Below are 21925 nucleotides of genomic sequence, written 5' to 3' on the forward strand. Positions count from 1 at the left end.
ACCCGCGCACGCACGCGTACAAACCGTGGCACGATCAGTGCTCGTGACGGCGTTGCAGGGACAACAACTGGCCGGTCCGCTGTGCGCGGCGGTGGCCAATTTGTGTGTTGCCTTGCAACCTCAGGTTTCCCCGCGGACCGCCGCCGGGTTCCAGGAGGTGCTGCGGCGACTGCACGCCCCGCTGCAGGTCGCGGTGGCCGGCCGGATCAAGTCCGGCAAGTCGACGCTGGTCAACGCGTTGATCGGACGCCGGGTGGCGCCGACCGACGTCGGTGAGTGCACGCGGCTCGTGACGCGCTATCAGTACGGAACGGTCGACCGCATCGAAGTGGTGCTGCGGGACGGAAAGCGGCAGGTGCTGCCGTTCGACGCCAACGGCATGATCCCCGCTTCTCTTGGCGTGGACGGCGTTTCGCACATCGAGGCGTACCTGACGAACGCCGTTCTGCGCGACTTCACCGTCATCGACACCCCTGGCCTGGGGTCGCTGGACGCCGCGTCGGTCGCGCGCACCGAGGAACTGCTGGATCCCGTATCCCGCAACGCCGTGGCGGGTGCCGAGGCGGTTCTCTACGTCGTGACGCAGGGCGTGCGGGCGGACGATCACTCGACGCTGGCCGCGTTCACCGCCGCGACCGCTTCTCGCGAGGCCGGGCCCGTGAACGCCATCGCCGCGTTGAACAAGGTCGACGCCGTGGCCCCGGAAACCGTGGAGGGCTCCGACGGTGACGTGTGGCGAGCCGCGGAGATCCTGGCGTCGAAGCAGGCCGTTCTGCTCAAACCGCGGGTCGCCGACGTGCTGCCGGTGATCAGCCTGCTCGCCGAATCAGCGGAGACCGGCGAGTTCACCTCGGCCGACGCGGAGGCGTTGCGGCAGCTCGCGGCACTCGACGCGGACACCCGCACGATGATGCTGATGTCCGGAGACCTCTTCACGTCGTGGGAGTGCGACGTCCCGGCGGGCGTGCGGTCGCGGTTGCTGGAGAAGCTCGACCTGTACGGCATCGGCCGCGCGCTGACGGCACTGGACGCCGAACCGTCGCTGCCCGCCGGTGCGCTGAGGCGAGTGCTGTTCGACGCTTCCGGGTTCGCCGCGGTTCGCGGACGGCTCGAGTCGGTGTTCCGGGCGCGGGCCGACGGCATCAAGGCGGCGGCCGCGCTGGCGTCCGTCACGTCGCTGGCCTCGGGCGAACCCGGCGAACGGCAGCGCGTGCACGACGCGATCGAGGTGCTGCTGGCTCGTCCGGAAGCCCACCAGCTGCGGCTGCTGGAGGCGCTGACGCTGGTGGCGTCCGGCGCGGTCTCGCTGGCACCGGATCTGACGGAGGAAGTGCTGCGCGTCGGCAGCACCCCTGACGTGCCCGGTCAGCTGGGACTGAGGGGCCGACCGCTGCCGGAGCTGATCGCGTTCTCGCTGGAACGCGCTGGTTGGTGGCGCTCGTTCGCCTCCTTCGGCGCGACTCCGGCACAAGCCCGAGTGGCGCACGTCGTCCACAGGGCGTATTTCCTCATCTGGCAGCAACTACGTGCTGGGGGGCACCGATGAGCGTGAGTGGAACCGATCCCACCGGTCTGGCGTCGGACGACGGTGTGGAGACCATTGCCGACGAGCTGCTCGACCAGGCGCTGGCCGAACGCCGTGCGCTGGTCCAGCTGTGCCTGTACGCGCTGGACCGCGCCAGTGCTGGCGTGGTCGCGCGCATCGAGGAAGGCCTCTTGGCCATAGGAGTCGTGGCCGTCCGCGCCGACGGTGAACGCTTCGACCCGTCCCTGCACGAAGCCGGCGGCACCACGCCCACGGACGACAGCGCCCTGCAGGGCCTGGTCGCCGAGACCGAGGTACCCGGCTTCCGCGACCGCGGCCGCGTCCTGCGGGCTCCGATCGTGACGGTCTACACGGCCCGATGAGCACACTTCCGCAGACCGTCCGTCAGACGCGCGAACGCCTCACCTCTCTCGTGCGCGAACTGGACCCGTCCATGGCCGACTGGGTGTCTCGTCGCGCGACGCCGGAGGTCTCGTCGGTCGTGATCGTCGGCGAGACGAACCGCGGCAAGTCCTCCCTGGTCAACGCCCTGCTGGCCACTCCGGGTCTCTCCCCGGTCGACGCCGACGTGGCCACCTCCACGTACCTGGTGTTCCAGCACGGCTCGTCGTGGGCCTCCCGCGCCTGCTACCCGGGCCTGCTCGCCCCCGTGACGTTCCCGCTGCCCGCACTGATCAACTGGGTCTCCGCGGCCCACGAGCTGCCCGCCGGTGAGCTACCGCCGCGCTACGTCGAGGTCGACGCCCCGATCCCGTTGCTGGAACGCATGTCCGTTGTGGACACTCCCGGCGTCGGCGGCCTGGAGTCGGTGCACGGCGAACTGGCCCTGGAAGCCGTCACGTCCGCCACCGCGCTGGTCTTCGTCGTGGACGCCTCCTCGCCGTTCACCCGCGGCGAGCTGGACTTCCTCAAGCGCGTGGGCGACCGCGTCGAAACCGTCGTCTTCGCCCTGACCAAGACCGACCAGTACCGCGGCTGGCGCCAGGTGCTGGACGCGGACAAGGCCTTGCTGGCCGAGCACGCCCCGCGCTTCGCCGACGCCGTCTTCCACCCGGTGTCGTCGCGCATGTTCGAGATGGCCTCCCAGGCCCCGAACCCGGACGCCGCCGCCATGCTGCGCGAACGCTCCGGCATCGGCTCCCTGCAGACCTCGTTGCAGGAACTGGTGGCCGGTCGCGCCGGAATGCTGGCCGAAGCCAATGCCCTGCGCGCTCTCTCGACAGTCCTCGACGAGCTGGTGATCCGCCTCGAGCACGAGAAGCGCGCTCTGTCCGTCGGCGAAGACGAAGCTGCAGTGCTGCGCGCCCGCCGCGAGGAACTGCAGACCGAACGCCGCTCCTCGACCCGTGGCTGGCAGGTCCGCCTGCGAGGCGAGATCCAGCGCGCCCGCGTCGAGAACTCCCACGAGATCTCCCGCCAGATGCGAGACCTGCAGACCTGGTACCGCCAGGCCATCGACTCGGCCGACCGGACCGCGCTGGCGTCACTGCCCCAGCAGGTCGACACGGCACTGCAGGTCGTCTCGGGCCGCATCAACACGGCGCTGTCCGTCCGCCTGGCCCACGTGACCGACGCCGTCCTGACGACCCTGTTCAGCGCCGAGGAACTGACGCTGATCCGCGGCCAGTTCGCACGCGGCGAGCAACCCCCGGTCATCCTGCGCCCCAAGGAGAAGCGCCCACCCACGGCCGAGGACAAGCTCCTGGTGTTCATGGGCGTCTCCGGCGGTCTGGGCGCCGGCAAGCTGGCCGTCATGCCTCTGGCGGGCCTGGGCATCGCCGTCCTGAACCCGATCGTCCTCCCGGTGACCATCGTCCTGGGCCTCGGCGCGGGGTGGTGGATGGCCCGCACCCGCACGCACACCGCCGAAAAGCAGCACGTCAAGCAGTGGCTCTCCGACGCCATCGCCGACGCACGCTCCACAGTGGACCAACTGGCGGCCGAGCAGCTCATCGAGGCCGAGCAGGCGTTGTCCCTGGCGTTGGACGAGGCCCTGGCCAAGCGGATCGAGGCGATCGAGGCCGAACTGCGCGAGGTCGACAAGGCGCTGCGCATGGAGGCGGGGGAACGGGGCCGCGAACTGCAGTCCGTGACGCGTCAGCTGGCCGAGGTGGAGTCGGGGCGTGCGAAGTCCGAGGAACTGCTGGGACGAATTCGCTCCGTTCGCGACAGGGCCTGAAAGACCATCAACGAGCGGTCCGCACGCAGGTTACGGGTCACCGGTGAGATCGTTCAAACTTAATTGAGTGTTGCTCATTTTGCCTGTTCAGGGCGCTGTTGTCGGGGAAATTTAAGTGCGTGTGTCCGAACATGCACTGGTACAAAACATTTGAGGCGAATGCTAGTTCACCGCCTCGTCACGAATTGGGAATGCCGGTTCATTCGGCACTGATTCGCTTTTGAAGCATGAAGCTGCAGCGAGACCAGGTGGTGGCGGCGTCCCTCGTGGGCACCGTCGTCGTCGTGCTCGGGTTCGCGTCGGGCCTCGGGCGTGTCCCTCAGTCGCAGAACGCGGTCAGCCAGCCGAAACCACCGGCGACGTCGACGACGACGTCACCCGTGCAGACACATCAGCCGGCGAACAACGTGCCGCAGCCGGTGGCGCACAACCCCGCCCCGGTCGCTCATCAACCTGCGGGGCCGCACGTTCCGGCGCCTGAGCATCCACACCCGAGCACGCCTCCGACCACGACGAGGCCTCCGACCACGACGCCACCGACCACGCCGACTCCGCCCGGCAAGCCCTGTGACGCCGGCGCGATCACGAAGTTGCTGCGCTCGCTCGGGCTGCTGTCATCGCCCGACGACCTGCCGATCGTGTCCGAACTTCCGGACGGGACGAAGAAGGCCGAGCGACTGTCCCTCGTGACGCTGCCGCTGCTCGGCGATCCCCTGAAGCTGCTCGGCGATCCGGTCAAGCTGCTCGACGACCTGCTGGGCACGACGTGTTCGCTCGTCCTGGACGAGAAGACCGACGAGGTCACCGCGCTGCTGGGCACGCCATGAGCGAGGCGGCGAGGTCGTGGTTCCAGTTCGCGAGGGCGTTCGACTACCTCGGTACGACGCTCCTCATCGGCGGAATGGCTTTCCTCGCATTCCTCTGGCCGGATGGTGCGGAGAGCGGCCGAAGCAGGCGACTGATCGGGTTCGGCTGGATGTGCGGGTTCGCGGGCACGGTCGCGGGCCTCTGCCTCAACGCAGCCTGGGTCGCCGGGCGGCCGCCGTCCGCCGCGCTCGACCCGTCGGTGCTGGTGCCGCTGTTCGACTCCCCGTTCGGGCGGGTGTGGTTCGCCCGCGCGTTGCTCTGGCTGCTCGCGCTCGTCGTGGTCGCCGACCTGACCAGGCGAGGAGCGAGGGCCGCACGGTCGCTGCCGTGGCGCGTCGGTGCCGGGGCGGTGTCGCTGGGGTTGTTGCGCACCAACGGGATGACCGGCCACGTCCTCGACCTGCCCGGCTGGAGTCAGGCGGTCGTGTTCGCGCATCTGCTCGTGGTCTGCCTCTGGGTCGGAGGCCTGTTGGTGCTGCTGCTGGCGGTCCTGCCCGCCCGTGATCGGGACGTGCTGGCGGCGGTGCTGCCGCGGTACTCACGGCTCGCGGTCGGGTCCGTCGCGGTGCTCACGGCAATGGGGGCGCTGCTGGCGTGGCAGCTCGTCGGCTCGCTGGACGCGTTGCTGCACACCGGCTACGGGCGACTCCTGCTGGCCAAGCTCGTCCTGTTCGCCGTGCTGTTGGTCCTCGGATTCGCGAGCAAGACATGGGTGGACCGGCGGCTGCGCGTCGCCGCGACCACCCGGACGCTCGCGCTCTCGGTCGCCGCCGAGGCGGTTCTCGCCGTCGCCGTGCTCGGGGTGGCCGCCTTCCTCGTCACGACCAGTCCAGGTCGCTGATCCGCAATGGAAAGGAAGTCCTCAGTGGACAAGGGAAACCGATTCGCCGTTCTGGTGGCGGCACTCGGCATAGCAGGAACAGCGTTCTGCCTGAACCTGGTCGGCTCCGGCCAGGCGGCACCGGTCGGCGTCGATCTCGCCGCGCAGCAGGGCGAGACCGCGCAGACCGCTCAGCAGGCGACCAGCGTCGAGATCATGGGCTACGCGTTCCAGCCGGCCTCGCTGACGATCAACGTCGGCGACACGGTCACGTGGACGAACCACGACACCGCTCCCCACAACGTGGTCGTGACGGACGGGCCGGAGAAGTTCACCTCGCCCAACCTGCAGCAGGGGCAGACCTACACCTTCACGTTCACCAAGTCCGGCACGTACTCGTACTACTGCTCGATCCACCCGGACATGAAGGCATCGGTCACGGTCAACGGCAGCACGACGCCGCCCACCACCACACCGCCGACCACCACCCCACCCACCACGACGACGTCACCGACCACGACGCCGCCCACCAGTCACCCGACCACCCACCCCACGACCGCGCCGCCCACCGGCACGCCGGACTGCGTCAAGAAGGAAGCACTGGCGCCGTTCATCGCGCACGTGAAGTCCGCGCACTTGGAGACGTCGCTGCTGCAGCAGACACAGGACGCGCTCGCGTTCGACAACTACATCAAGGCGCACACCGTTCTCCTGGAACAGATGCTCGATCCGGTGCTCAGTTCGTCGCTCGACCGTGACGCGCTGGCGCCGTTCATCGCACACCTGAAGTCGGCCCACCTGGAGACGTCGCCGTTGCAGCAGGTGCAGGACGCGCTGGCGTTCGACAACTACGTCAAGGCGCACACCGTGCTGCTGGAACAGATGCTCGACCCCGTGTTCAACCAGGCGACCTGCTGATGAAGCGCGGCCTGGCCGGCGTTGTCCTGGCCGCGTTCGCCGTGCTGACCTTCGCCGTCAGCACGGCGGCCGCCGCCGAGACGCACCAGATCCCGATCGCGCGGTACGCCTACGTGCCGGCCACGATGACCGTGCGCGTGGGTGACGTCGTCACGTGGACGAACCAGGACGAGGCGGCGCACGACGTCGCGGGCGGCACGTTCCGCTCGCCGATGCTCGCCCAGGGGCAGTCGTGGAGCTTCACGTTGACCCAACCGGGCACTTTCGACTACGTCTGCTCAGTGCATCCGGACATGCAGGCGCAGATCGTCGTCCTCGCCCAGGAGACGACGGCGGCCCCGCCACCACCGGTGCCGCAGCCTGTCGTCCAGCAACCCGCGCAGACGACACCGGTCGCCACGTCAACACCCGAGACCACAGCACCGAGCACCACCCCGTCGGCCGTCGCGGCACCTCCCGCGTCGTCGCCGGTCCTGCCCCCGATGCTGCTCCTCGCAGGCCTGGTGGCCGCGGTCACGACGCTGTGCCTCCTGGCGATCGGCTCCCGTCCGGACCGCGCCTAGGTCATCGCGTGCACCGCCAGGGCGATCAGCGCAGGAGGCGCCACGACCAGCAGCCCGGCCAGGTACGACCAGCCGCGGTTGACGGTGGTCGCGCCGGCGAGGTGGGCCTCCAGCACCGGCCTCACCTCGCAGTCGCGGGTCCGTTCGCTGACGATCAGGCGGACACCGTCCGCGTCGACCAGTTCGACCATGCGGAGATCCCAGGAGCCGACGGGCATGCGAAACCGCCGGACCCGCACGAGTCGCCGCAGGTCGACAGTTCGCGCCCCGCTCACCGTTGCGCCCGTCAGGTGCTCGTCGGTCAGCCGGAGTGCACCGCCCTTCGCCAGCAACGGCACGTTGAACAGGATGTTCGCGGAACAGAAGACCAGGAAGATGCCGGCGACCGTGTGCTGGAGCCCAGCCACCACGGCCAGTGCGGCACATGCCACGAGGGTGGTCGTGAGAGCGATCCGAGCACGTCTGCGCGCAGTGGACGGCGGCGTCATGCGAACCCCCAGTTCGATGTCGCCACTCAGACGCTCGAACTCACCGCGTTCGTTGCGGCGCGAATGGCTCCTTCCGCGCTGCCCTCGACGCCGCCGTCGACCAGAGCGAGATCGACCTCCGAGCGGGTCACACGGTTGGCGGGGGAACCGAACCGGCATAACGTGGGTCATACCGGTACATGAGCGGTAGGAGGTGTGTCCCCGGTGTACATCGACGAGAACGGTGCGGCCGACGCCGAGCTGAAGGTCACCGTCGAGGATGAGGAGTACACCGCCGACGTCACCTTCGACCTCGACCACGACGGCGTGAACGACTCCGCCGTCGTCGAGACCGATGACGGTGGTCATCTCGCGTTCACCGACACGAACGGCGACGGCGACGCCGATCTGATGAGCACGTTCGACAAGGACGGCAATCTCCTGAGCCAGGCTCGGTTCGAGGAGAATTCCGGCGAGTGGGTCGCCGTCGACCCGAACGACTCAACGCAACAAAAGACGAATTCCGCGCCTCAGCAGACGATTGTCGTGGACACCGACGAAGGCGATCGAAAGGTCGGCCAGGCGACTGAGGACACCGACGGCGACGGCAAGGCCGACACCGCCGTCGTGCGCGACGACGACGGGGACACCTGGCTGTTCACCGACAAGAACGGCGACGGACGGGCCGACGTGGCGACCGAGATCACACGATCGGGCGAGGTCACGATGTCGGAACACCGCGGTGACGACTGGGTCGAGGTCGAGCACGGGCACATCGAGGCCGACGGCCGGTACGTGACCGACTCCAAGAGCGGCATTCTGGACGACTCGGACGACTGGCTCGAGGAAGAACGGTTCGACGGGGTCGTCCGAATCGATTCCACCACCGGGCAGTGGATCAGCCCGAACTGACATCCGACTGAAACGCAGGTCACAGGCCCCGGTGTGGTGAGAACCGCACCGGGGCCTCTTGTGTTTTTCCCACCTCAAGCGCGCCTTAACGCCGTCCGAGTGCTGAATCGATTCCAGAATCGGTTTTGTGAGGGAACCGACAGGCTGGGGGTGCTTTACCTGCCATTCACCGGGCTAACCTCGATCCATCCCCTTCCACGCACGCCCGGCCCCACCGGGCGTCTGGAGCTATTCCTGAGGACGACGAAGTCCCCACACCGGACGACCCACGCGTCCTCGGGCAGCCGAGGCGTTCAGTCAGGAGACGAGACGAGATGACGGCAGTGACCATTCCCGGTCTCGAACACGCACCTACCAACCACGCGCGCTTGCTCGCATGGGTTCAGGAAGTCGCAGAGCTGACCTGCCCCGATGAGGTTGTTTGGGCGGACGGGTCCCAGGGCGAATGGGACCGTCTCACGCAGAAGCTCGTCGACGCCGGCACGTTCGTTCCGCTGAAGAAGAAGCAGAACTCCTTCTGGGCTGCCTCGGACCCGACCGACGTCGCGCGCGTCGAGGAGCAGACCTACATCTGCTCCGTGCGCGAGGAGGACTCGGGCGCCACGAACAACTGGATGGACCCTTCCGAGATGAAGGCCATCATGACCGAGCTCTACCGGGGCTGCATGCGTGGCCGCACGATGTACGTGATCCCGTTCTGCATGGGCCCGCTCGACGCGGAGAAGCCGATGCTGGGCGTCGAGATCACGGACTCGGAGTACGTCGTCGTCTCGATGCACATCATGACCCGCATGGGCAGCAAGGCTCTCGCCGTCTTCGGTGAGGACGCGGACTTCGTCCCCGCGCTGCACTCGCTCGGCGCACCGCTCGAGCCCGGCCAGCAGGACGTGCAGTGGCCGTGCAACGACACCAAGTACATCTCGCACTTCCCGGAGACCCGCGAGATCTGGAGCTTCGGCTCCGGCTACGGCGGCAACGCCCTGCTCGGCAAGAAGTGCTACTCCCTGCGCATCGCGAGCGTCATGGCGCGCGACGAGGGCTGGCTCGCCGAGCACATGCTGATCCTCAAGCTCACCTCGCCGGAGAACAAGGCGTACTACATCGCCGCCGCGTTCCCGTCGGCCTGTGGCAAGACGAACCTCGCCATGCTCGAGCCGACCATCCCCGGCTGGAAGGTCGAGACGCTCGGCGACGACATCGCCTGGATGCGCTTCGGTGAGGACGGCCGCCTCTACGCGGTGAACCCGGAGAACGGCTTCTTCGGCGTCGCGCCCGGCACGGACTACCACACCAACCCGAACGCGATGCGCACCATCGCCAAGGGCAACTCGCTGTTCACGAACGTCGCGCTGACCGACGACGGCGACATCTGGTGGGAGGGCATGGGCGAGCCCCCGGCCCACCTCACCTCGTGGAAGCACCAGGACTGGACGCCCGACAGCGAGGAGCTGTCGTCGCACCCGAACTCGCGCTACTGCACGCCGATCGAGCAGTGCGACATCAAGGCGCCGGAGTGGGAGGACCCCAACGGCGTCCCGATCTCGGCGATCTTCTTCGGCGGCCGCCGCGCCACGACCATCCCGCTGGTGACCGAGTCCCGCGACTGGGAGCACGGCACCTACATGGGCGCCACGCTCTCGTCCGAGACGACGGCCGCCGCGGTCGGCAAGACCGGAGTCGTGCGCCGCGACCCGATGGCGATGCTGCCGTTCATCGGCTACAACGCCGGTGACTACTTCCAGCACTGGGTCGACCTCGGCAAGCGCGCCGACGCCGACAAGCTGCCGAAGATCTTCTACGTCAACTGGTTCCGCCGCGGCGAGGACAAGCGCTTCCTGTGGCCGGGATTCGGCGAGAACTCGCGCGTGCTGAAGTGGGCCATCGAGCGCATCGAGGGCAAGGCCGCCGCGCAGGAGACCCCGATCGGCTACGTGCCGACCGCGGACGACCTGGACCTCGAGGGCCTGGACGCGTCGCGTGAGGACATCGAGGCCTCGCTCGAGTTCAACGCCGACGAGTGGCGTGCCGAGATCCCGCTGGTCGAGGAGTGGTTCGCGAAGATCGGCGAGAAGGTTCCGACCACGCTGCGCGACCAGCTGGCGGCCCTGAAGCAGCGCCTCGGCTGACTCTTCTGAGGTGTTTGGTGACCCACCGGTCAACGGCGACCGGTGGGTCACCTTTTTGAGGTACTACTAGTGGTGTGACGCAGGACGACTTCCTCGGCGGACTCCACTACGACCGCACGAAGCGCGATGTCGAGGTCGGTCCCACGACGGGCATCGTGCGCTACTACCCGGTGCCGCCCGCCCCGCCTGCCCGCACGCGGTGGTGGCGCTACACGCTCGTGTTCGTCCTCGGTTTAGCCATCGGTACCGCCGCCGGTGTGGTCCTGTGCAGCAATTTTCTCTGAGTCAGTGCAGCTCACCGTCCATTTGAGACGAAGTTGTCCACAGGTGTGGACGGCTCTGTGCACATGTTGTGGATAGCTGTGGACAGCCCTGGGGACTGCTCCGGCACTTCTCCACAACTTCCGAAAATGGTCTTGACACAGGAATGAACCTGCCTCACTCCGGGAACGTCTTACTTGTGTGACGGCGATCACCAAGATCGTCAACGGAGGAGAGGGAGGTGTGCCGTGGGGATCGCAGGAATCGCGATGCTGGTGCTGTCCCTGGCCGCCGTGCTGATGGTCGTGATCGCCGGATCAGTTCGGGAGCGGGTTGTCGCGGATGCCGAGGAGCGTGCCGTTGAAGGCCTTGGGAGCCTCGGCGTAGCAGATGGCGTAAGTCCAACCCTCTGACCAACCCTGGGATCCGGGCATGCGCCACGCCGGGAACACGTCCGTGCGCTTGTCCGAACCCAGGTAGTCGTGCACGGCCTTGGTGCACTTGTCCTTGGCGAGGGCGCTCATCTGGTCCTTGGACGGCGTGGGGTCCTGGTACTTGCCCAGCGACACGATGCCACCCGGCACGGCCTCGGCCATGTGCGCGCCGTTGCACGCCGTCGGCTTCACGTCCGGGTCCTTCGACGGCGAACCGCCGAGGCAGATCTGGTAGGTGTTGAAGCTCGCGCCCTTGAGCGCGTCCTTCAACGAACCCTTGCGGGGCAGCGCTTTTCCGTCGGGGGTGAGCTCGACGACGGTGCACAGCCGCCAGCGCTCGTTCTTCTTCCAGCTCGCCTCGTTCGGCCAGAACGCCCACACCTGCAGGCGGGTCGCACCGGCGTCCGCGCTGCCCAGGTGGTCGTTGATCGCGGCGTAGCACGGCGGCAAGGCGGTCTTGCGCAGCGCCTGCGTGTCCGGGTAGCCCGACGGGAGCCCGCTCATCTCTCCGACGTTCATGACCTCGGCGTCGTGGCTCGCGGAGCAGTCGACCGGCTTGAGCTCCGAGGAGTTCATGCACTGCCCGGCCTTGGGCAGCGTCGGCGCGTCCGCGGCGGCGGTGGACGGCATCGGACCGGGAACGGCCTGACCTCCGACCTGGATGGCGCAGCTGCTCAGAGCAAACGCGCTCAGGATGATTGCCACCGCCAGCCGCACACGAGTCACACCACAGAGACTAGGGCCTTGACCTGATCGGCGATGTCCCGACGCTGTTTTTCGAACGCTGCGTCCGTCAGCGCGGCCGGGTCCGCCGGCTGGCCGAGCACCGGCGTGTGGAGGTGTCCACCGAGGACATTCGTTGCGCCGTAACCGATTCGCACGCGGTTGGCCCGGTACATGCTCTCGTTCGAGAGGTAGTTCCCGCCACCACCAACGGCCGCGACACGGCCCGGCGTCGGGTCATCGGTGCGGCAGTCCTGCTGCGAGCCGACGACGATCCACTCGCAGAAGCTCCGGTTCAGCACCACGGGGAACGGCCCGGTGCCCGCGTCGATCATCTTCTGGAATGGCAGCGACGTCTCGATGAACTCGGTGGACGGCTGCGGCCAGCCACCGGCATCGGGGACGCTGCCGTACGAGCCGACGTTGTTGTTGTCAGCCGATCCGCCACGCCAGCGCGCCGCCCACCGCTCGATGTCGAACTTTCCGGGCCGTCCCTGGCTGATCGTCACGAACGCGTCGGGCTTCTGCTCCAGCGCGGATCCGTAGAACTGCTCGACGATCCCCTCGTCGAACCCGCCCCACAGCACCGGAAGAACGGCGGCCTGCAGCACGACCTTGCCCTGAGGCGTGGTGATCTCGCGGCCGTCGAGCTGCAGTGCCGCCGCACCTGCCGGGTTGGCGCGCCGCACGTTGGTTCCGGTGAGCTGGAACGGGTCGAAGCCGGTCACCGCGATCTTGCGCACGCCGGGCTTCGACGGAAACGCCGAGTCGCTCAAGCCGCGCGAGGCCCAGTCGAACTGCTGGATCAGCTTCGCCCGGTCGTGCACCGACAACGCGAACCGCGGCTTCCACTGGCGCAACGCCGTGGAGAGCTGCAGACGGGCCCAGTAGAGCGGACGGTCGTCGTAAGCGTCGTGTGCCAACGGTTTGGTGCTCTGCGCACGGGCCACCGCGGCCTTCCACAGCGCGTTGCCTTCGCGTTCCACGAACTGCTGCGCCTGCTTCGGCACGACCTGGCGGCAGAGCTTCGAGGTGAACTCGGTGACGCGGCCGTCGAACCCGGCGAGCTTCACGAGCGCGGGACCGACGGCGGGACCACCGGCCACGAGTGTGTCGTCGAGCCGCTGTTCCTCGACGGTCAGCCCGGTGGAGGGGTCGTAGCAGGGGGCGTCCTGGGCGTGGGCGATGCCCGGCACGACCGCGAGGCCTGCCGCGATGACGAGTCCGGCGATGATTTTCACGCCGTCCATCTCAACGGAAGAGGGCCACCCGTCGAAACCGACGGGTGGCCCCTACCGTTAACTGCTGCGTCTCAGTGGGCAGCCACCGGCTTCACCCGAGGGTTGTCCTCGTCGACGTGGTAGTCGGACGGGTCGGTCTGGTCCGTGCCGTTGAAGACCTTGGCCCGCTTGGCGATCAGCGTGACGATCACCGCGACCAGCAGGTTGACCACCAGCGCGACGATGCCGACGTAGATCGTCATGGCCGAGTTGCCGAACGGGTGCCAGCCGAGCAGCGAGACCTTGCTGAGCGGCAGCGCCGAGCCGGCGAAGTGCGCCTTGCCGACGGCGGGGTTGCCGATGTTGTAGAGCAGCCACATGCCGTAGCCCATGCCCGCGATCCAGCCGCCGACCAGGCCCCACACGTGGAACCAACGCGTGTACAGCGCGATCGCGACCGCCGGCAGCGTCTGCAGGATCATGACGCCACCGATGAGCTGCAGGTCGATGGAGAACTGCGGGTCGACGAACACGATGAACGCCACCGCGCCGAACTTCACTACCAGCGAGGCGAGCTTGGCCTGCTTGGCTTCCTCCGCCGGGGTGGCGTGCTTCTTGATGTACTCCTTGTAGACGTTGCGCGTCCACAGGTTCGCCGCCGCGATCGACATGATCGCCGCCGGCACCAGCGCGCCGATGCCGATGGCCGCGAACGCGATGCCCGCGAACCAGCTCGGGAAGTTGTGCCCGAACAGCTCCGGCACGATCGTGTTCGTGTCGGGACGGCCGGTCGCCTGGTTGACGATCGGCTTGGTGCCCGCGCTGATCGCGACGTAGCCGAGCAGCGCCAGCAGGCCCAGCACCAGCGAGTACGCCGGCAGCGCGACCATGTTGCGCTTGATGACGTTGCGGCCGCGGCTGGCCAGGATGCCGGTCAGCGAGTGCGGGTAGATGAACAACGCGAGCGCGCTGCCCAGTGCCAGCGTGGCGTACTGCAGCTGGTTGTTGCTGTTGAGCAGGATGCCGTCGGTCTTGGCCGGCGTCGCGTCGAACTTGGCCTGCGCGTCGTTGAAGATCTCGCCCCAGCCGCCGAACTTCGACGGCAGGTAGACGATCGCCACGAGGATGACGATGTAGATCAGGATGTCCTTGACGAACGCGATCAGCGCCGGCGCCCGCAGACCCGACTGGTAGGTGTAGAGCGCGAGGATCACGAACGCGACGAACAGCGGCAGGTGGCCGAGGATGCCGGAACCGTTGAGGCCCATGCTCCGCAGCACCGCCTCGAGGCCCACCAGCTGCAGCGCGATGTACGGCATGGTCGCGACGATGCCGGTGATGGCGATCAGCAGCGCCAGCCAGTGCGAGCCGTAGCGGCCCTTCACGAAGTCCGCCGGCGTCACGTACCCGTGTACGCGGCTGACCGACCACATCCGCACCAGCGGCAGGAACACGATCGGGTACAGGATCACCGTGTACGGCAACGCGAAGAAGCCCGTGGCGCCCGCGCCGAACATCAGCGCCGGCACCGCCACGAACGTGTAGGCGGTGTAGAGGTCCCCGCCGACCAGGAACCACGTGATCCAACTGCCGAACTTGCGGCCGCCGAGGCCCCACTCGTCGAGGTGCTCGAGGGTGTCGCCCTTCTGCCACTTGGCCGCCACGAACCCCATGACCGTGACGAGCAGGAAGAGGACGCTGAAAACGATCAGCTCGGTCCACTGCATCAGTTCGCTCCCTCGTCCAGGTCCTCGACGCCGAGCTTGTCCGGCTTGCCGGTGACGACCGGCTCGTCCTTGGTCTTCACGTAGACCAGGCCGACGCACAGGACGCCGAGCGGTACGAACGCGAACTGGAACCAGTAGAAGAACGGCAGCCCGAAGAGTCGGGGCTCGTCCATGTTGAACCACGGCGTGATGAGCATGAGCAGCGGAAGTATCAGCAGCAGGTTCCAGTTGCTCCAGCGCAAGCCGGTCTTGTGATCCGACGGCATGGTGGCCCTCCGTGTACGCGGTGTTGCGCGGATGTTAGGCCTGATGAGACGTGCCGTCAGCTTTGAGATCGGAATCGTTGCACTCCGCTTAACGTTCCCTTTGGACTATTCGGCGTCCAGGCGGCCGACGAGGTCCTCTTCGGCGGCGTCGAAGTAGTCCCCGAGCTGGCTGACCGCCTCGAGAACCTCGCCGTTGTTCAACAATTCTACGATCCTGCGATTCCACGGGACGTACGTCTGGTAGAAGTCGTTGATCTCCTGCGCCACCCGGAAGGCGAGCATGAGCTCGGCGAACAGCCGGTCGGACTCGTCGCTGAGCCGAGTGCTGCCCACGAGCCCGACGATCCTGCGGTGGAACTGGATGTTCGCCTGGCCCGCTTTGGTCCAGTCGTTCTTCTCGGCCCTGGCGACGGCTTGGCGGACCGGCGTCCGCACGGCCTCGCGCTGCGCCTCGGTGACGTCGTTCCACAACCTCAGCGCGCCGCACTCGATCACGCGGCGGGCGGCGTAAAGGTCGCGCACGTCGTCACCGGTCGGCCTGCGGACGAACACCCCGCGGCTGTGCTCGTGCACCAGCAGCCGGTCGCGGGTGAGCAGCCTGAACGCCTCCCTGAGCGTGTTGCGGCTGACGCCCAGGGCGCCGCCGATGGCTTCCTCGCTCAGTCGCAGGCCCGGCGCGAGCTCGCCGTCGAGCACCCGTTCACGCAGCATGTCCGCGACCTTCTGCGCGGTGCTCGCGCGCTCCAGATCGGCCTTGCCCTGCGCCAGCGTCGACACCCACGTCTCGGTCACCTGCCAAGTCTATTTGCAGGATCGTTCGATTGCAGTATCGTCAAATCGTTCAACAATCCTACGATCCCACAAAACGGGCGTGTCGGAGGGGTGGCCATGGACCTGAACGCGGATCTCGGTGAGGGCTTCGGCCACTGGACGTTGGGCGACGACCGTGCCCTTCTGTCGGTCGTGACCAGCGCAAACGTCGCGTGCGGCTACCACGCCGGTGACGCTGACACGATGCGTGAGGTGTGTGCGCTCGCGGCCTCGGCCGGGGTGGCGGTGGGAGCGCACGTCGGATATCGGGACCTGGCGGGGTTCGGGCGCAGGTTCATCGACGTCGCGCCGGACACGCTGACCAACGAGGTGCTGGCACAACTGGGGGCGTTGGCGGCCTTCGCACGCGCGGCCGGCACGCGGATGTCGTACGTGAAGCCGCACGGGGCGCTCTACAACGCCCTGGTCCGTCACGAGGCCCAGGCGGACGCGGTCGTGGACGCGGTCCGCCTGTTCGATCCGGCTCTCGCGGTGCTCGGTCCACCCGGCGCCGTCTGGCTGAAGCGCGCCTCGGTGGCGGGACTGCGGGTGTGGCACGAAGCGTTCGCCGACCGCGCCTACACCTCCGCGGGAACGCTGGTCCCCCGCGGCGAACCCGGTGCGGTGCTGCGCGACCCGGCCGAGATCGCCGCGAGGTGCGTCCAGCTCGCGACCGAGGGCTGGGTCCGCAGCGTCAGCGGACGTCCGGTGCGCATCCAGGCGGACTCCATCTGCGTCCACGGCGACACTCCCAACGCCGTGGAGATCGCCAGAACCGTCCGCGCGGCCCTGGAGTCGGCGGGCGTCGCGGTCGGACGAGTGGAGTCGCCGCTGCGGCACACTCGCCAGGCGGTCTAACGGACGAGGGCCGCGGCTCCCACGAGTCCGGCCTCTCCGCCGAGCTGAGCCGCCCGGACCTCCAGCCCGGCCAGGTACGACAACCCGGCGTGCGTCTTCAACGTCCGCCGGACCGGCTCGAACAGCAGCTCTCCGGCCTGAGCCACCCCACCGCCGATGACCGCGAGGTCCAGGTCGCACACCGCGGCGGCACCGGCGATGGCCATCCCGACGGCCTGACCAGCCCGTTCGAACGCCTCCAGCGGAATCTCCTCCCCGGCCAGAGCCGCGGCGGCCAGCAGAGCGGCATCCGCGTCGTCAGGCGCCTGCCACCCGGCACGCCGGGCCCAGGCCACCATCCGCGGCCCACCGGCCACGGTCTCGACGCACCCGCGCCCACCACAGGTGCAGAGATCGCCGCCGGGTTCGACCACGACGTGACCGATGTGCCCGGCATTCCCGGTCCGCCCGCCGAACGGCCGCCCGTCGAGCACCAGCCCACCGCCGACCCCGGTCGACACGACCAGCCCGACCATGAACGTGCTGCCCTGCCCGGCCCCGCTCCGGTGCTCGCCCAACGCCATGCACACGCCGTCGCCGGCCAGCTCGACCGGTACGCCGGGGAACAACGACGACATCGCCGACCGCAGCGGGAAGGCCTGCCAGGACGGCACGTTGATCGGCGAAACCGTGCCGGCCAGTGAGTCCACCGGTCCGGCCGAGGCGATGCCGACGCCCAGCACCGCGGTGTCCTGCACCACCGACTTCACCACGGACACCACCGAGTCCCAGGGATCGACGGCAGGCGTGGGCACCCGCGACGACCGCACCACGAGGCCGGAGGGGTCCACCAGAGCAGCAGCGATCTTGGTGCCGCCGAAGTCCAGTGCCAGCACCAGATCAGTCACGGTGATCCATGCTAACCAGCGACTTCGAGGCGGATCACCGCAGTGGTCCTGACCAGTTCGCCGACGGCCACCCGGACGACCGCCGGCCACGAGCCGGGCTCGGCCCACACCGGCGCCGAGACCGTGAAGTCCAGCGCAAGACGGCCCTGACCAGGCACCACGCCGCCGACGCAGAACGGCCCGACCAGCTCCCACGACTCACGTGGCGACAACACCCGAGCCTGCACCGGCAGGTCGCCGTGCGCGCTGGAGGCCAGCACCACCCGAAGCGTCGCCGAAGAGCCGGGAGTCACCGACACCGCGGAGGGCGAAGAAGCCACCCACAGCACTTCGACGGGATCCTCGGAGTCCCATTCCGGCACGGTCAGCAACACGACGTCGTAGACCTCGAACGGCAGGCCCGCCAAGATCGCCCGCACCGGGTAGCAGCCGGGTGTTCGCGGTGCCTCCAGGCGCACCTCGGCCGTCACGTACCCACCGGCGGGCAACGACACCGGCAGCGAGTCCCAGGACGCGGACCACCCGTCGGGCAGCACCAACCGGACGACGCCCTCGAAGTCCGGACCGTCCGACATCGCGACCACCCGCAGCCGAGCCGGGCCGAGCACCTCCAGGCGCACGTTCGCGGCGAGACCGCCCAGCGGCGCGGACTCGTGCAGCCAGTACCGCGCGAATACCGGCGTGACAGCGGGCGACACCGGCCCGAGTGATGGTCCGGCCACCGACAACCGTGCGGCCACGGAGGGCAACGAGCCGGCCGAGGGCGACCGGGAGCCCAGCACGCCCACCAGCGAGGAAGGCCCGAGATGGTCGACCTCGTGCCACAACGTGAAGGTCGACGACCCGGCCATCTTCTCGCCGACTTCGCTGTGCCACACGGAAACCGGGCCGGTCAGCCGAGGAGCCTCCAGCGCGGGCCCGTCCACAGCGGCCAAAGACGCGATCGGGTCGTACGACAGGACGTAGTGAGTGGACGCGATCTCGTTGCCGAATCCGCGTTTCCACCCGTGGTCGACGGTGTCCTCGACCAACGCGTAAGTCCGCCAGCCGACGGCCGGAACGTCACGTGCCAGGAACGTCACCGCGGCGCCGTCGACCAACGTCGGCAAGGGTTCGCCGTCGAAAGCAGCGTGCACGTTCCGAGCAGCGGGCAAGTGCACGGACACAACATCGGTGCACGGCACGCTCGACGCGTTCCAGACGACCACCGAAGAGTCCACAGTGGACGTCAAGGCCGCCAACGACCGCGAGACGACGTCCGAGCGCAGGTCGAAAGCCTCCCGAGGATGCGCCGCGGCAGCCCGTGCCAGCGCAGCATCGGGGAACACCGCCCCGGTCAGCTGGGAAGCGTGCGACGCGAACACCGCGGCAGGTGAGTCGTCGAGCGGCGGAGGCGGCACCGGCACAGACCCGCGAACGTAGTAGTCACGCGGCAACGAGCAGATGATCCGCGGCCACGTGTAGCGCTTGCTCCAGTCGTGGTGGATCGCCGTCATCCAGGGCGAAGGCATGGATCGCGGTGGTCCGACCGGCAGCATCACGTGCTGCGAGGAGGCAGCGGACCGCGACGCCAGGAACCGCGAGTAGACCGCCCGTTCGGCCTCTCCCAACGACGAAGCCGCCAACGCGGGACCGGAAGGCAGCGACGAGAGCAACGGCGTCACACCGACCACATTGGACTCAGAACCGACGACCTCGACCCGTCCCTCGGAGATCAGCCGCAGCAGCAACGACCGATGCTGCGGAAACGTGTCCCAGTAGGGCTGCAGCAGCTCGATGGACGTCACCGCGAACCGATAGGCGGGATCGGTCAGAGCCAGGTCGAGATGCGCCCGCAGCACCGCGAACGGCGCGTCCGCGGCCACCTGCCCGACGAGGTGGACGGTCCACCCCGGCGAGCCCACGACCAGTGAGAACGTGCAGGAGTCCTCGCCGGCGGCAGACCGCACGACGGCCTGAGCAGGCACGACGGAGCCAGGGGAGTGCTCGGACACGTCGACCGCGACCTCGTACCCGAACGGCCCGGCAATCGCGGATCCACCGTGCCGCGGCGAGTGCAGGCCGGGCCCGGACACGTGCGCGTGCACCGGTCCGGCCAATGCGGGCGAGGTCACCCGCACCACCTGCAGCAGCGCAGTCCGAGGACCGACGAACAGCTCGGTGGACTCGGCGGAGATCACCGAACGATCGCACCATCGTTCACCACCGGGCGAAATACCCCGATGGTGGCGTTATCGCTTGAGCATGCGGGTCATACCGGCGGCCACGGTGGTGGCCAGGATCCAGCCCGTCACGATCAGCCCCGACGCGATCCACTGCGAGGCGCCCGGAGTCTGCCAGCGGTTCTTGTTGCCGAAGTCGACGATCGGCACCACCAGGTCGATCGTGTAGAGCCACGCGTTCCACGGCAGGTGGTCGTCGGCGTTGATCTCGACCAGCGGTCCCTTGAAGTGGAACCAGATGCTGCCCACGACCCATGCCGTGATCAGCCACCCCAGCGCGCGGGCGGGCCGGTACCCGTAACCGACCATCGAGCGCTGCAAGAAGCTCCACACCAGCACCAGCGGTCCGAAGAACCGCATGCCCTCGGAGACCGCCTTGTACCGCAGGCGTTGCTTCTCGATCAGCACGGTCGAGGCGTGCTCCTCGTTGCCGGCCGCGGTCAGCATCTCGGCGAACTGGTCGTACGGGCGGGGGTGGTAGCTGCGCCGCATGGCCTGCCGCAGCCAGCGCAGCCGTTGCTGGACCTGGGCGTCGTCGCGCAGGTCGATCGGGTAGGCCAGCGAGTCGTAGCGGAAGTCGTCGAGGTCGATGAAACCGGTGGCGTTCCAGAAGGTCTCGTTGTCGTCCAGCGACGTGCAGCGCGCCTGCCGCAACGTCACCAGGCCCTTCGGCGGCGACACGACGTTGAGCATCAGCTCCTGGACCTGCATGCCCATGCCGTTCAACGCGTGGCTGTCGAGCTTGTAGCCGAGCACCGCGCCGTTGAAGTTCGCCATGCGCCCGATCGTCGCGCGACGGCACCGCACGCCGCCGTGCGCGACGAACTCCTTCTCGCCGCGCGCGCAGATGAGGTCGCGGCCGATGGTGGCGCCACCGATGTCGAGCGACGGCTTCTCGCGCGGCTGGTGCCGGTACTTGCCGGGCTTGATCAGGCGGCTGCCGCGCAGGTCGAGGTTCGCGCCGACGGTGATGCCGCGCAGCTCCAGACCGCCGGCGATCTCCGACTCGCGCACGACGAAGTTGCTGCCGATCTGCGAGCGGTTGGTCAGCAGCGCGTCCGCGGCGGGATTGTCCACAGTGGCCCGTTCGATCGTGATGCTGCCGCGCACGTGCGTGTCGACCATGCGCAGCTGGCCCTTGATCCGGATACCGCGCCCGACGATGTCGCCACCGATCTCCGCGCCGTCGACGTGCAACGCCCGGCCCGAGCCGGTCGGGTCGGTGCCCACTGCGGGCGGCGACACGGCGTCGAGCACCGCGTCTGCCAGCGACAACGTGCCGCCGATGCGCGCGTTCACAGCACGGACCGTGCCCGCACTGGTGAAGCCGCGGTCCAGCTCCAGGTCACCGGACACGTCGACGCGGTCCAGGATCAACGTCACGGACGGGTCGGCGTGCGGATCGGTGGTCTCGTCGAGGGTGTCGCCGCGCGAGAGCATCGCGCCGCGCAACGACAGTGCCGAGCTGATCCGGGCGTTGGCCAGGAACACCACGCCGTGCGAGGTGAACGCGCCGAGGAAGTTGCCGCCGACCTGCATGCCGTTGCCGTTCAACGTGAAGCCGTCGGCGTTCTCCAGCACCGCGTTGCCGAGGTTGACGTTGCCGCCGATGCGCGCGCCCGCGAGCCGCACCTCGCCCTCGGTGTGGATGCCGAACGCGAGCAGCGCGCCCGCCACCGTCAGCCGGTCGCCGTGCAGGCACAGCGCGCCCGGCACGCTGAACCTGCTGTCCCGCAACAGAACCGAGCCCGCGATCTCGGCGTCGGTCAGGTCGACCAGGTCGGAGATGCGGCAGTTGAGCAGCGAGACGTCGTTGCTGCTGCTGAGATTGCGCGCTTCCAGGCCGGGCAGGTCGCAGTCGGTGAACGAGATCCCGGCCAGGTTCGCCTGCCGCAGGTCAGGCGCCGCCTCGAACTGGCAGCGCTCGAACTCCAGCACGTACGGCACCTCGACCGCGCGCAGGTCGAGCACATCGGTGACCACGCGGTCCACCACGCGGATGACGGGCGGGGTGCTCGGCCTGCGCCGCGGCAACCTCCACCCACCACCACCTGTGTTGTCGTTCTCCCCCATCAGCCCCCGCAGCACGTCCGCCGCGGAGACCCTCCCCCTCGCCACG

20 protein-coding genes are annotated in these 21925 nt (G+C 68.5%); 11 read left to right on the forward strand and 9 right to left on the reverse strand.

Annotated features, from left to right (window positions below):
- Nucleotides 1-43: 43 nt before the first annotated feature.
- The 7 genes from ABZ345_RS03050 (at nucleotide 44) to ABZ345_RS03080 (ending at nucleotide 6893) form a co-directional block, all read left to right on the forward strand.
- A complete protein-coding gene (locus tag ABZ345_RS03050; protein WP_359843093.1) occupies nucleotides 44-1546 on the forward strand; it encodes a dynamin family protein in 1503 nt (500 codons plus the stop codon).
- Nucleotides 1543-1908, forward strand: coding sequence for a nucleotide exchange factor GrpE (gene grpE / locus ABZ345_RS03055; RefSeq protein WP_359842362.1), 366 nt, complete (start codon nucleotides 1543-1545; stop codon nucleotides 1906-1908). The genes ABZ345_RS03050 and grpE overlap by 4 nt, the downstream gene beginning before the upstream one ends.
- Complete coding sequence (locus ABZ345_RS03060; RefSeq protein WP_359842364.1) at nucleotides 1905-3725, forward strand: dynamin family protein; 1821 nt, start codon at nucleotides 1905-1907, stop codon at nucleotides 3723-3725. The genes grpE and ABZ345_RS03060 overlap by 4 nt, the downstream gene beginning before the upstream one ends.
- A gap of 227 nt (nucleotides 3726-3952) precedes the next feature.
- Nucleotides 3953-4552 (forward strand): hypothetical protein, encoded by a 600-nt coding sequence (locus ABZ345_RS03065; RefSeq protein ID WP_359842366.1) that lies wholly within the window; start codon nucleotides 3953-3955, stop codon nucleotides 4550-4552.
- Nucleotides 4549-5433, forward strand: a complete 885-nt coding sequence (locus ABZ345_RS03070; protein WP_359842368.1) for a CopD family protein — start codon at nucleotides 4549-4551, stop codon at nucleotides 5431-5433. The genes ABZ345_RS03065 and ABZ345_RS03070 overlap by 4 nt, the downstream gene beginning before the upstream one ends.
- Nucleotides 5434-5457: 24 nt before the next feature.
- Nucleotides 5458-6330, forward strand: a complete 873-nt coding sequence (locus tag ABZ345_RS03075; protein ID WP_359842370.1) for a cupredoxin family copper-binding protein — start codon at nucleotides 5458-5460, stop codon at nucleotides 6328-6330.
- Nucleotides 6330-6893: a cupredoxin domain-containing protein gene (locus tag ABZ345_RS03080; RefSeq protein ID WP_359842372.1), complete on the forward strand. Its 564-nt coding sequence runs from the start codon at nucleotides 6330-6332 to the stop codon at nucleotides 6891-6893. The genes ABZ345_RS03075 and ABZ345_RS03080 overlap by 1 nt, the downstream gene beginning before the upstream one ends.
- Here ABZ345_RS03080 and ABZ345_RS03085 read toward each other — a convergent pair.
- Nucleotides 6890-7381 carry a hypothetical protein gene (locus tag ABZ345_RS03085; protein ID WP_359842374.1) on the reverse strand — a complete coding sequence of 164 codons (492 nt, stop codon included), beginning with the start codon at nucleotides 7379-7381 and terminating at the stop codon, nucleotides 6890-6892. The genes ABZ345_RS03080 and ABZ345_RS03085 overlap by 4 nt on opposite strands.
- Nucleotides 7382-7585: 204 nt before the next feature.
- Here ABZ345_RS03085 and ABZ345_RS03090 point away from each other — a divergent pair, with 204 nt between their 5' ends.
- From ABZ345_RS03090 to ABZ345_RS03100, 3 genes are all read left to right on the forward strand, one after another.
- Nucleotides 7586-8272, forward strand: a complete 687-nt coding sequence (locus ABZ345_RS03090; RefSeq protein WP_359842376.1) for a hypothetical protein — start codon at nucleotides 7586-7588, stop codon at nucleotides 8270-8272.
- 314 nt (nucleotides 8273-8586) lie between these two features.
- On the forward strand, nucleotides 8587-10398 hold the full coding sequence (locus tag ABZ345_RS03095; protein WP_359842378.1) for a phosphoenolpyruvate carboxykinase (GTP): 1812 nt from the start codon (nucleotides 8587-8589) through the stop codon (nucleotides 10396-10398).
- A gap of 74 nt (nucleotides 10399-10472) precedes the next feature.
- Nucleotides 10473-10682, forward strand: coding sequence for a hypothetical protein (locus tag ABZ345_RS03100; RefSeq protein WP_359842379.1), 210 nt, complete (start codon nucleotides 10473-10475; stop codon nucleotides 10680-10682).
- Nucleotides 10683-10976: 294 nt separating this feature from the next.
- On the opposite strand, the gene ABZ345_RS03105 is transcribed toward ABZ345_RS03100, so the two are convergent.
- From ABZ345_RS03105 to ABZ345_RS03125, 5 genes are all read right to left on the reverse strand, one after another.
- On the reverse strand, nucleotides 10977-11819 hold the full coding sequence (locus tag ABZ345_RS03105) for a septum formation family protein (protein WP_359842381.1): 843 nt from the start codon (nucleotides 11817-11819) through the stop codon (nucleotides 10977-10979).
- Nucleotides 11816-13057, reverse strand: coding sequence for a hypothetical protein (locus tag ABZ345_RS03110; RefSeq protein WP_359842383.1), 1242 nt, complete (start codon nucleotides 13055-13057; stop codon nucleotides 11816-11818). Before ABZ345_RS03110 ends, ABZ345_RS03105 begins: the two co-directional genes overlap by 4 nt.
- 71 nt (nucleotides 13058-13128) lie before the next feature.
- Nucleotides 13129-14763 (reverse strand): monocarboxylate uptake permease MctP, encoded by a 1635-nt coding sequence (gene mctP / locus ABZ345_RS03115; RefSeq protein WP_359842385.1) that lies wholly within the window; start codon nucleotides 14761-14763, stop codon nucleotides 13129-13131.
- Complete coding sequence (locus tag ABZ345_RS03120) at nucleotides 14763-15029, reverse strand: DUF3311 domain-containing protein (protein ID WP_359842387.1); 267 nt, start codon at nucleotides 15027-15029, stop codon at nucleotides 14763-14765. Before ABZ345_RS03120 ends, mctP begins: the two co-directional genes overlap by 1 nt.
- Nucleotides 15030-15134: 105 nt before the next feature.
- Nucleotides 15135-15821, reverse strand: coding sequence for a GntR family transcriptional regulator (locus ABZ345_RS03125; RefSeq protein WP_359842389.1), 687 nt, complete (start codon nucleotides 15819-15821; stop codon nucleotides 15135-15137).
- 96 nt (nucleotides 15822-15917) lie between these two features.
- Here ABZ345_RS03125 and ABZ345_RS03130 point away from each other — a divergent pair, with 96 nt between their 5' ends.
- The gene (locus ABZ345_RS03130) at nucleotides 15918-16697 is read left to right on the forward strand and encodes a 5-oxoprolinase subunit PxpA (protein ID WP_359842391.1); all 780 of its coding nucleotides are present in this window, start codon (nucleotides 15918-15920) and stop codon (nucleotides 16695-16697) included.
- Here ABZ345_RS03130 and ABZ345_RS03135 read toward each other — a convergent pair.
- From ABZ345_RS03135 to ABZ345_RS03145, 3 genes are read right to left on the reverse strand one after another with little or no spacing between them, the layout of a single operon-like run.
- Entirely contained in the window at nucleotides 16694-17584 is an 891-nt protein-coding gene (locus tag ABZ345_RS03135) for an ROK family protein (protein ID WP_359842392.1), read from the reverse strand. The genes ABZ345_RS03130 and ABZ345_RS03135 overlap by 4 nt on opposite strands.
- 11 nt (nucleotides 17585-17595) lie before the next feature.
- Nucleotides 17596-19764 carry an NEW3 domain-containing protein gene (locus ABZ345_RS03140; RefSeq protein WP_359842393.1) on the reverse strand — a complete coding sequence of 723 codons (2169 nt, stop codon included), beginning with the start codon at nucleotides 19762-19764 and terminating at the stop codon, nucleotides 17596-17598.
- A 51-nt stretch (nucleotides 19765-19815) separates the two neighbouring features.
- Complete coding sequence (locus ABZ345_RS03145; RefSeq protein ID WP_359842395.1) at nucleotides 19816-21924, reverse strand: hypothetical protein; 2109 nt, start codon at nucleotides 21922-21924, stop codon at nucleotides 19816-19818.
- Between the last annotated feature and the right edge of the window lies 1 nt (nucleotide 21925).

Origin of the sequence: Lentzea sp. NPDC005914, assembly GCF_040629405.1 — a bacterium.
Classification (GTDB): Bacteria; Actinomycetota; Actinomycetes; order Mycobacteriales; family Pseudonocardiaceae; genus Lentzea.

Coding starts and splice junctions, on each gene's coding strand:
- ABZ345_RS03070 (WP_359842368.1), top strand. CDS start 4,549: ATGAGCGAGGCGGCGAGGTCGTGGTTCCAGTTCGCGAGGGCGTTCGAC.
- ABZ345_RS03085 (WP_359842374.1), bottom strand. CDS start 7,381: ATGACGCCGCCGTCCACTGCGCGCAGACGTGCTCGGATCGCTCTCACG.
- ABZ345_RS03120 (WP_359842387.1), bottom strand. CDS start 15,029: ATGCCGTCGGATCACAAGACCGGCTTGCGCTGGAGCAACTGGAACCTG.
- ABZ345_RS03065 (WP_359842366.1), top strand. CDS start 3,953: ATGAAGCTGCAGCGAGACCAGGTGGTGGCGGCGTCCCTCGTGGGCACC.
- ABZ345_RS03080 (WP_359842372.1), top strand. CDS start 6,330: ATGAAGCGCGGCCTGGCCGGCGTTGTCCTGGCCGCGTTCGCCGTGCTG.
- mctP (WP_359842385.1), bottom strand. CDS start 14,763: ATGCAGTGGACCGAGCTGATCGTTTTCAGCGTCCTCTTCCTGCTCGTC.
- ABZ345_RS03060 (WP_359842364.1), top strand. CDS start 1,905: ATGAGCACACTTCCGCAGACCGTCCGTCAGACGCGCGAACGCCTCACC.
- ABZ345_RS03095 (WP_359842378.1), top strand. CDS start 8,587: ATGACGGCAGTGACCATTCCCGGTCTCGAACACGCACCTACCAACCAC.
- grpE (WP_359842362.1), top strand. CDS start 1,543: ATGAGCGTGAGTGGAACCGATCCCACCGGTCTGGCGTCGGACGACGGT.
- ABZ345_RS03130 (WP_359842391.1), top strand. CDS start 15,918: ATGGACCTGAACGCGGATCTCGGTGAGGGCTTCGGCCACTGGACGTTG.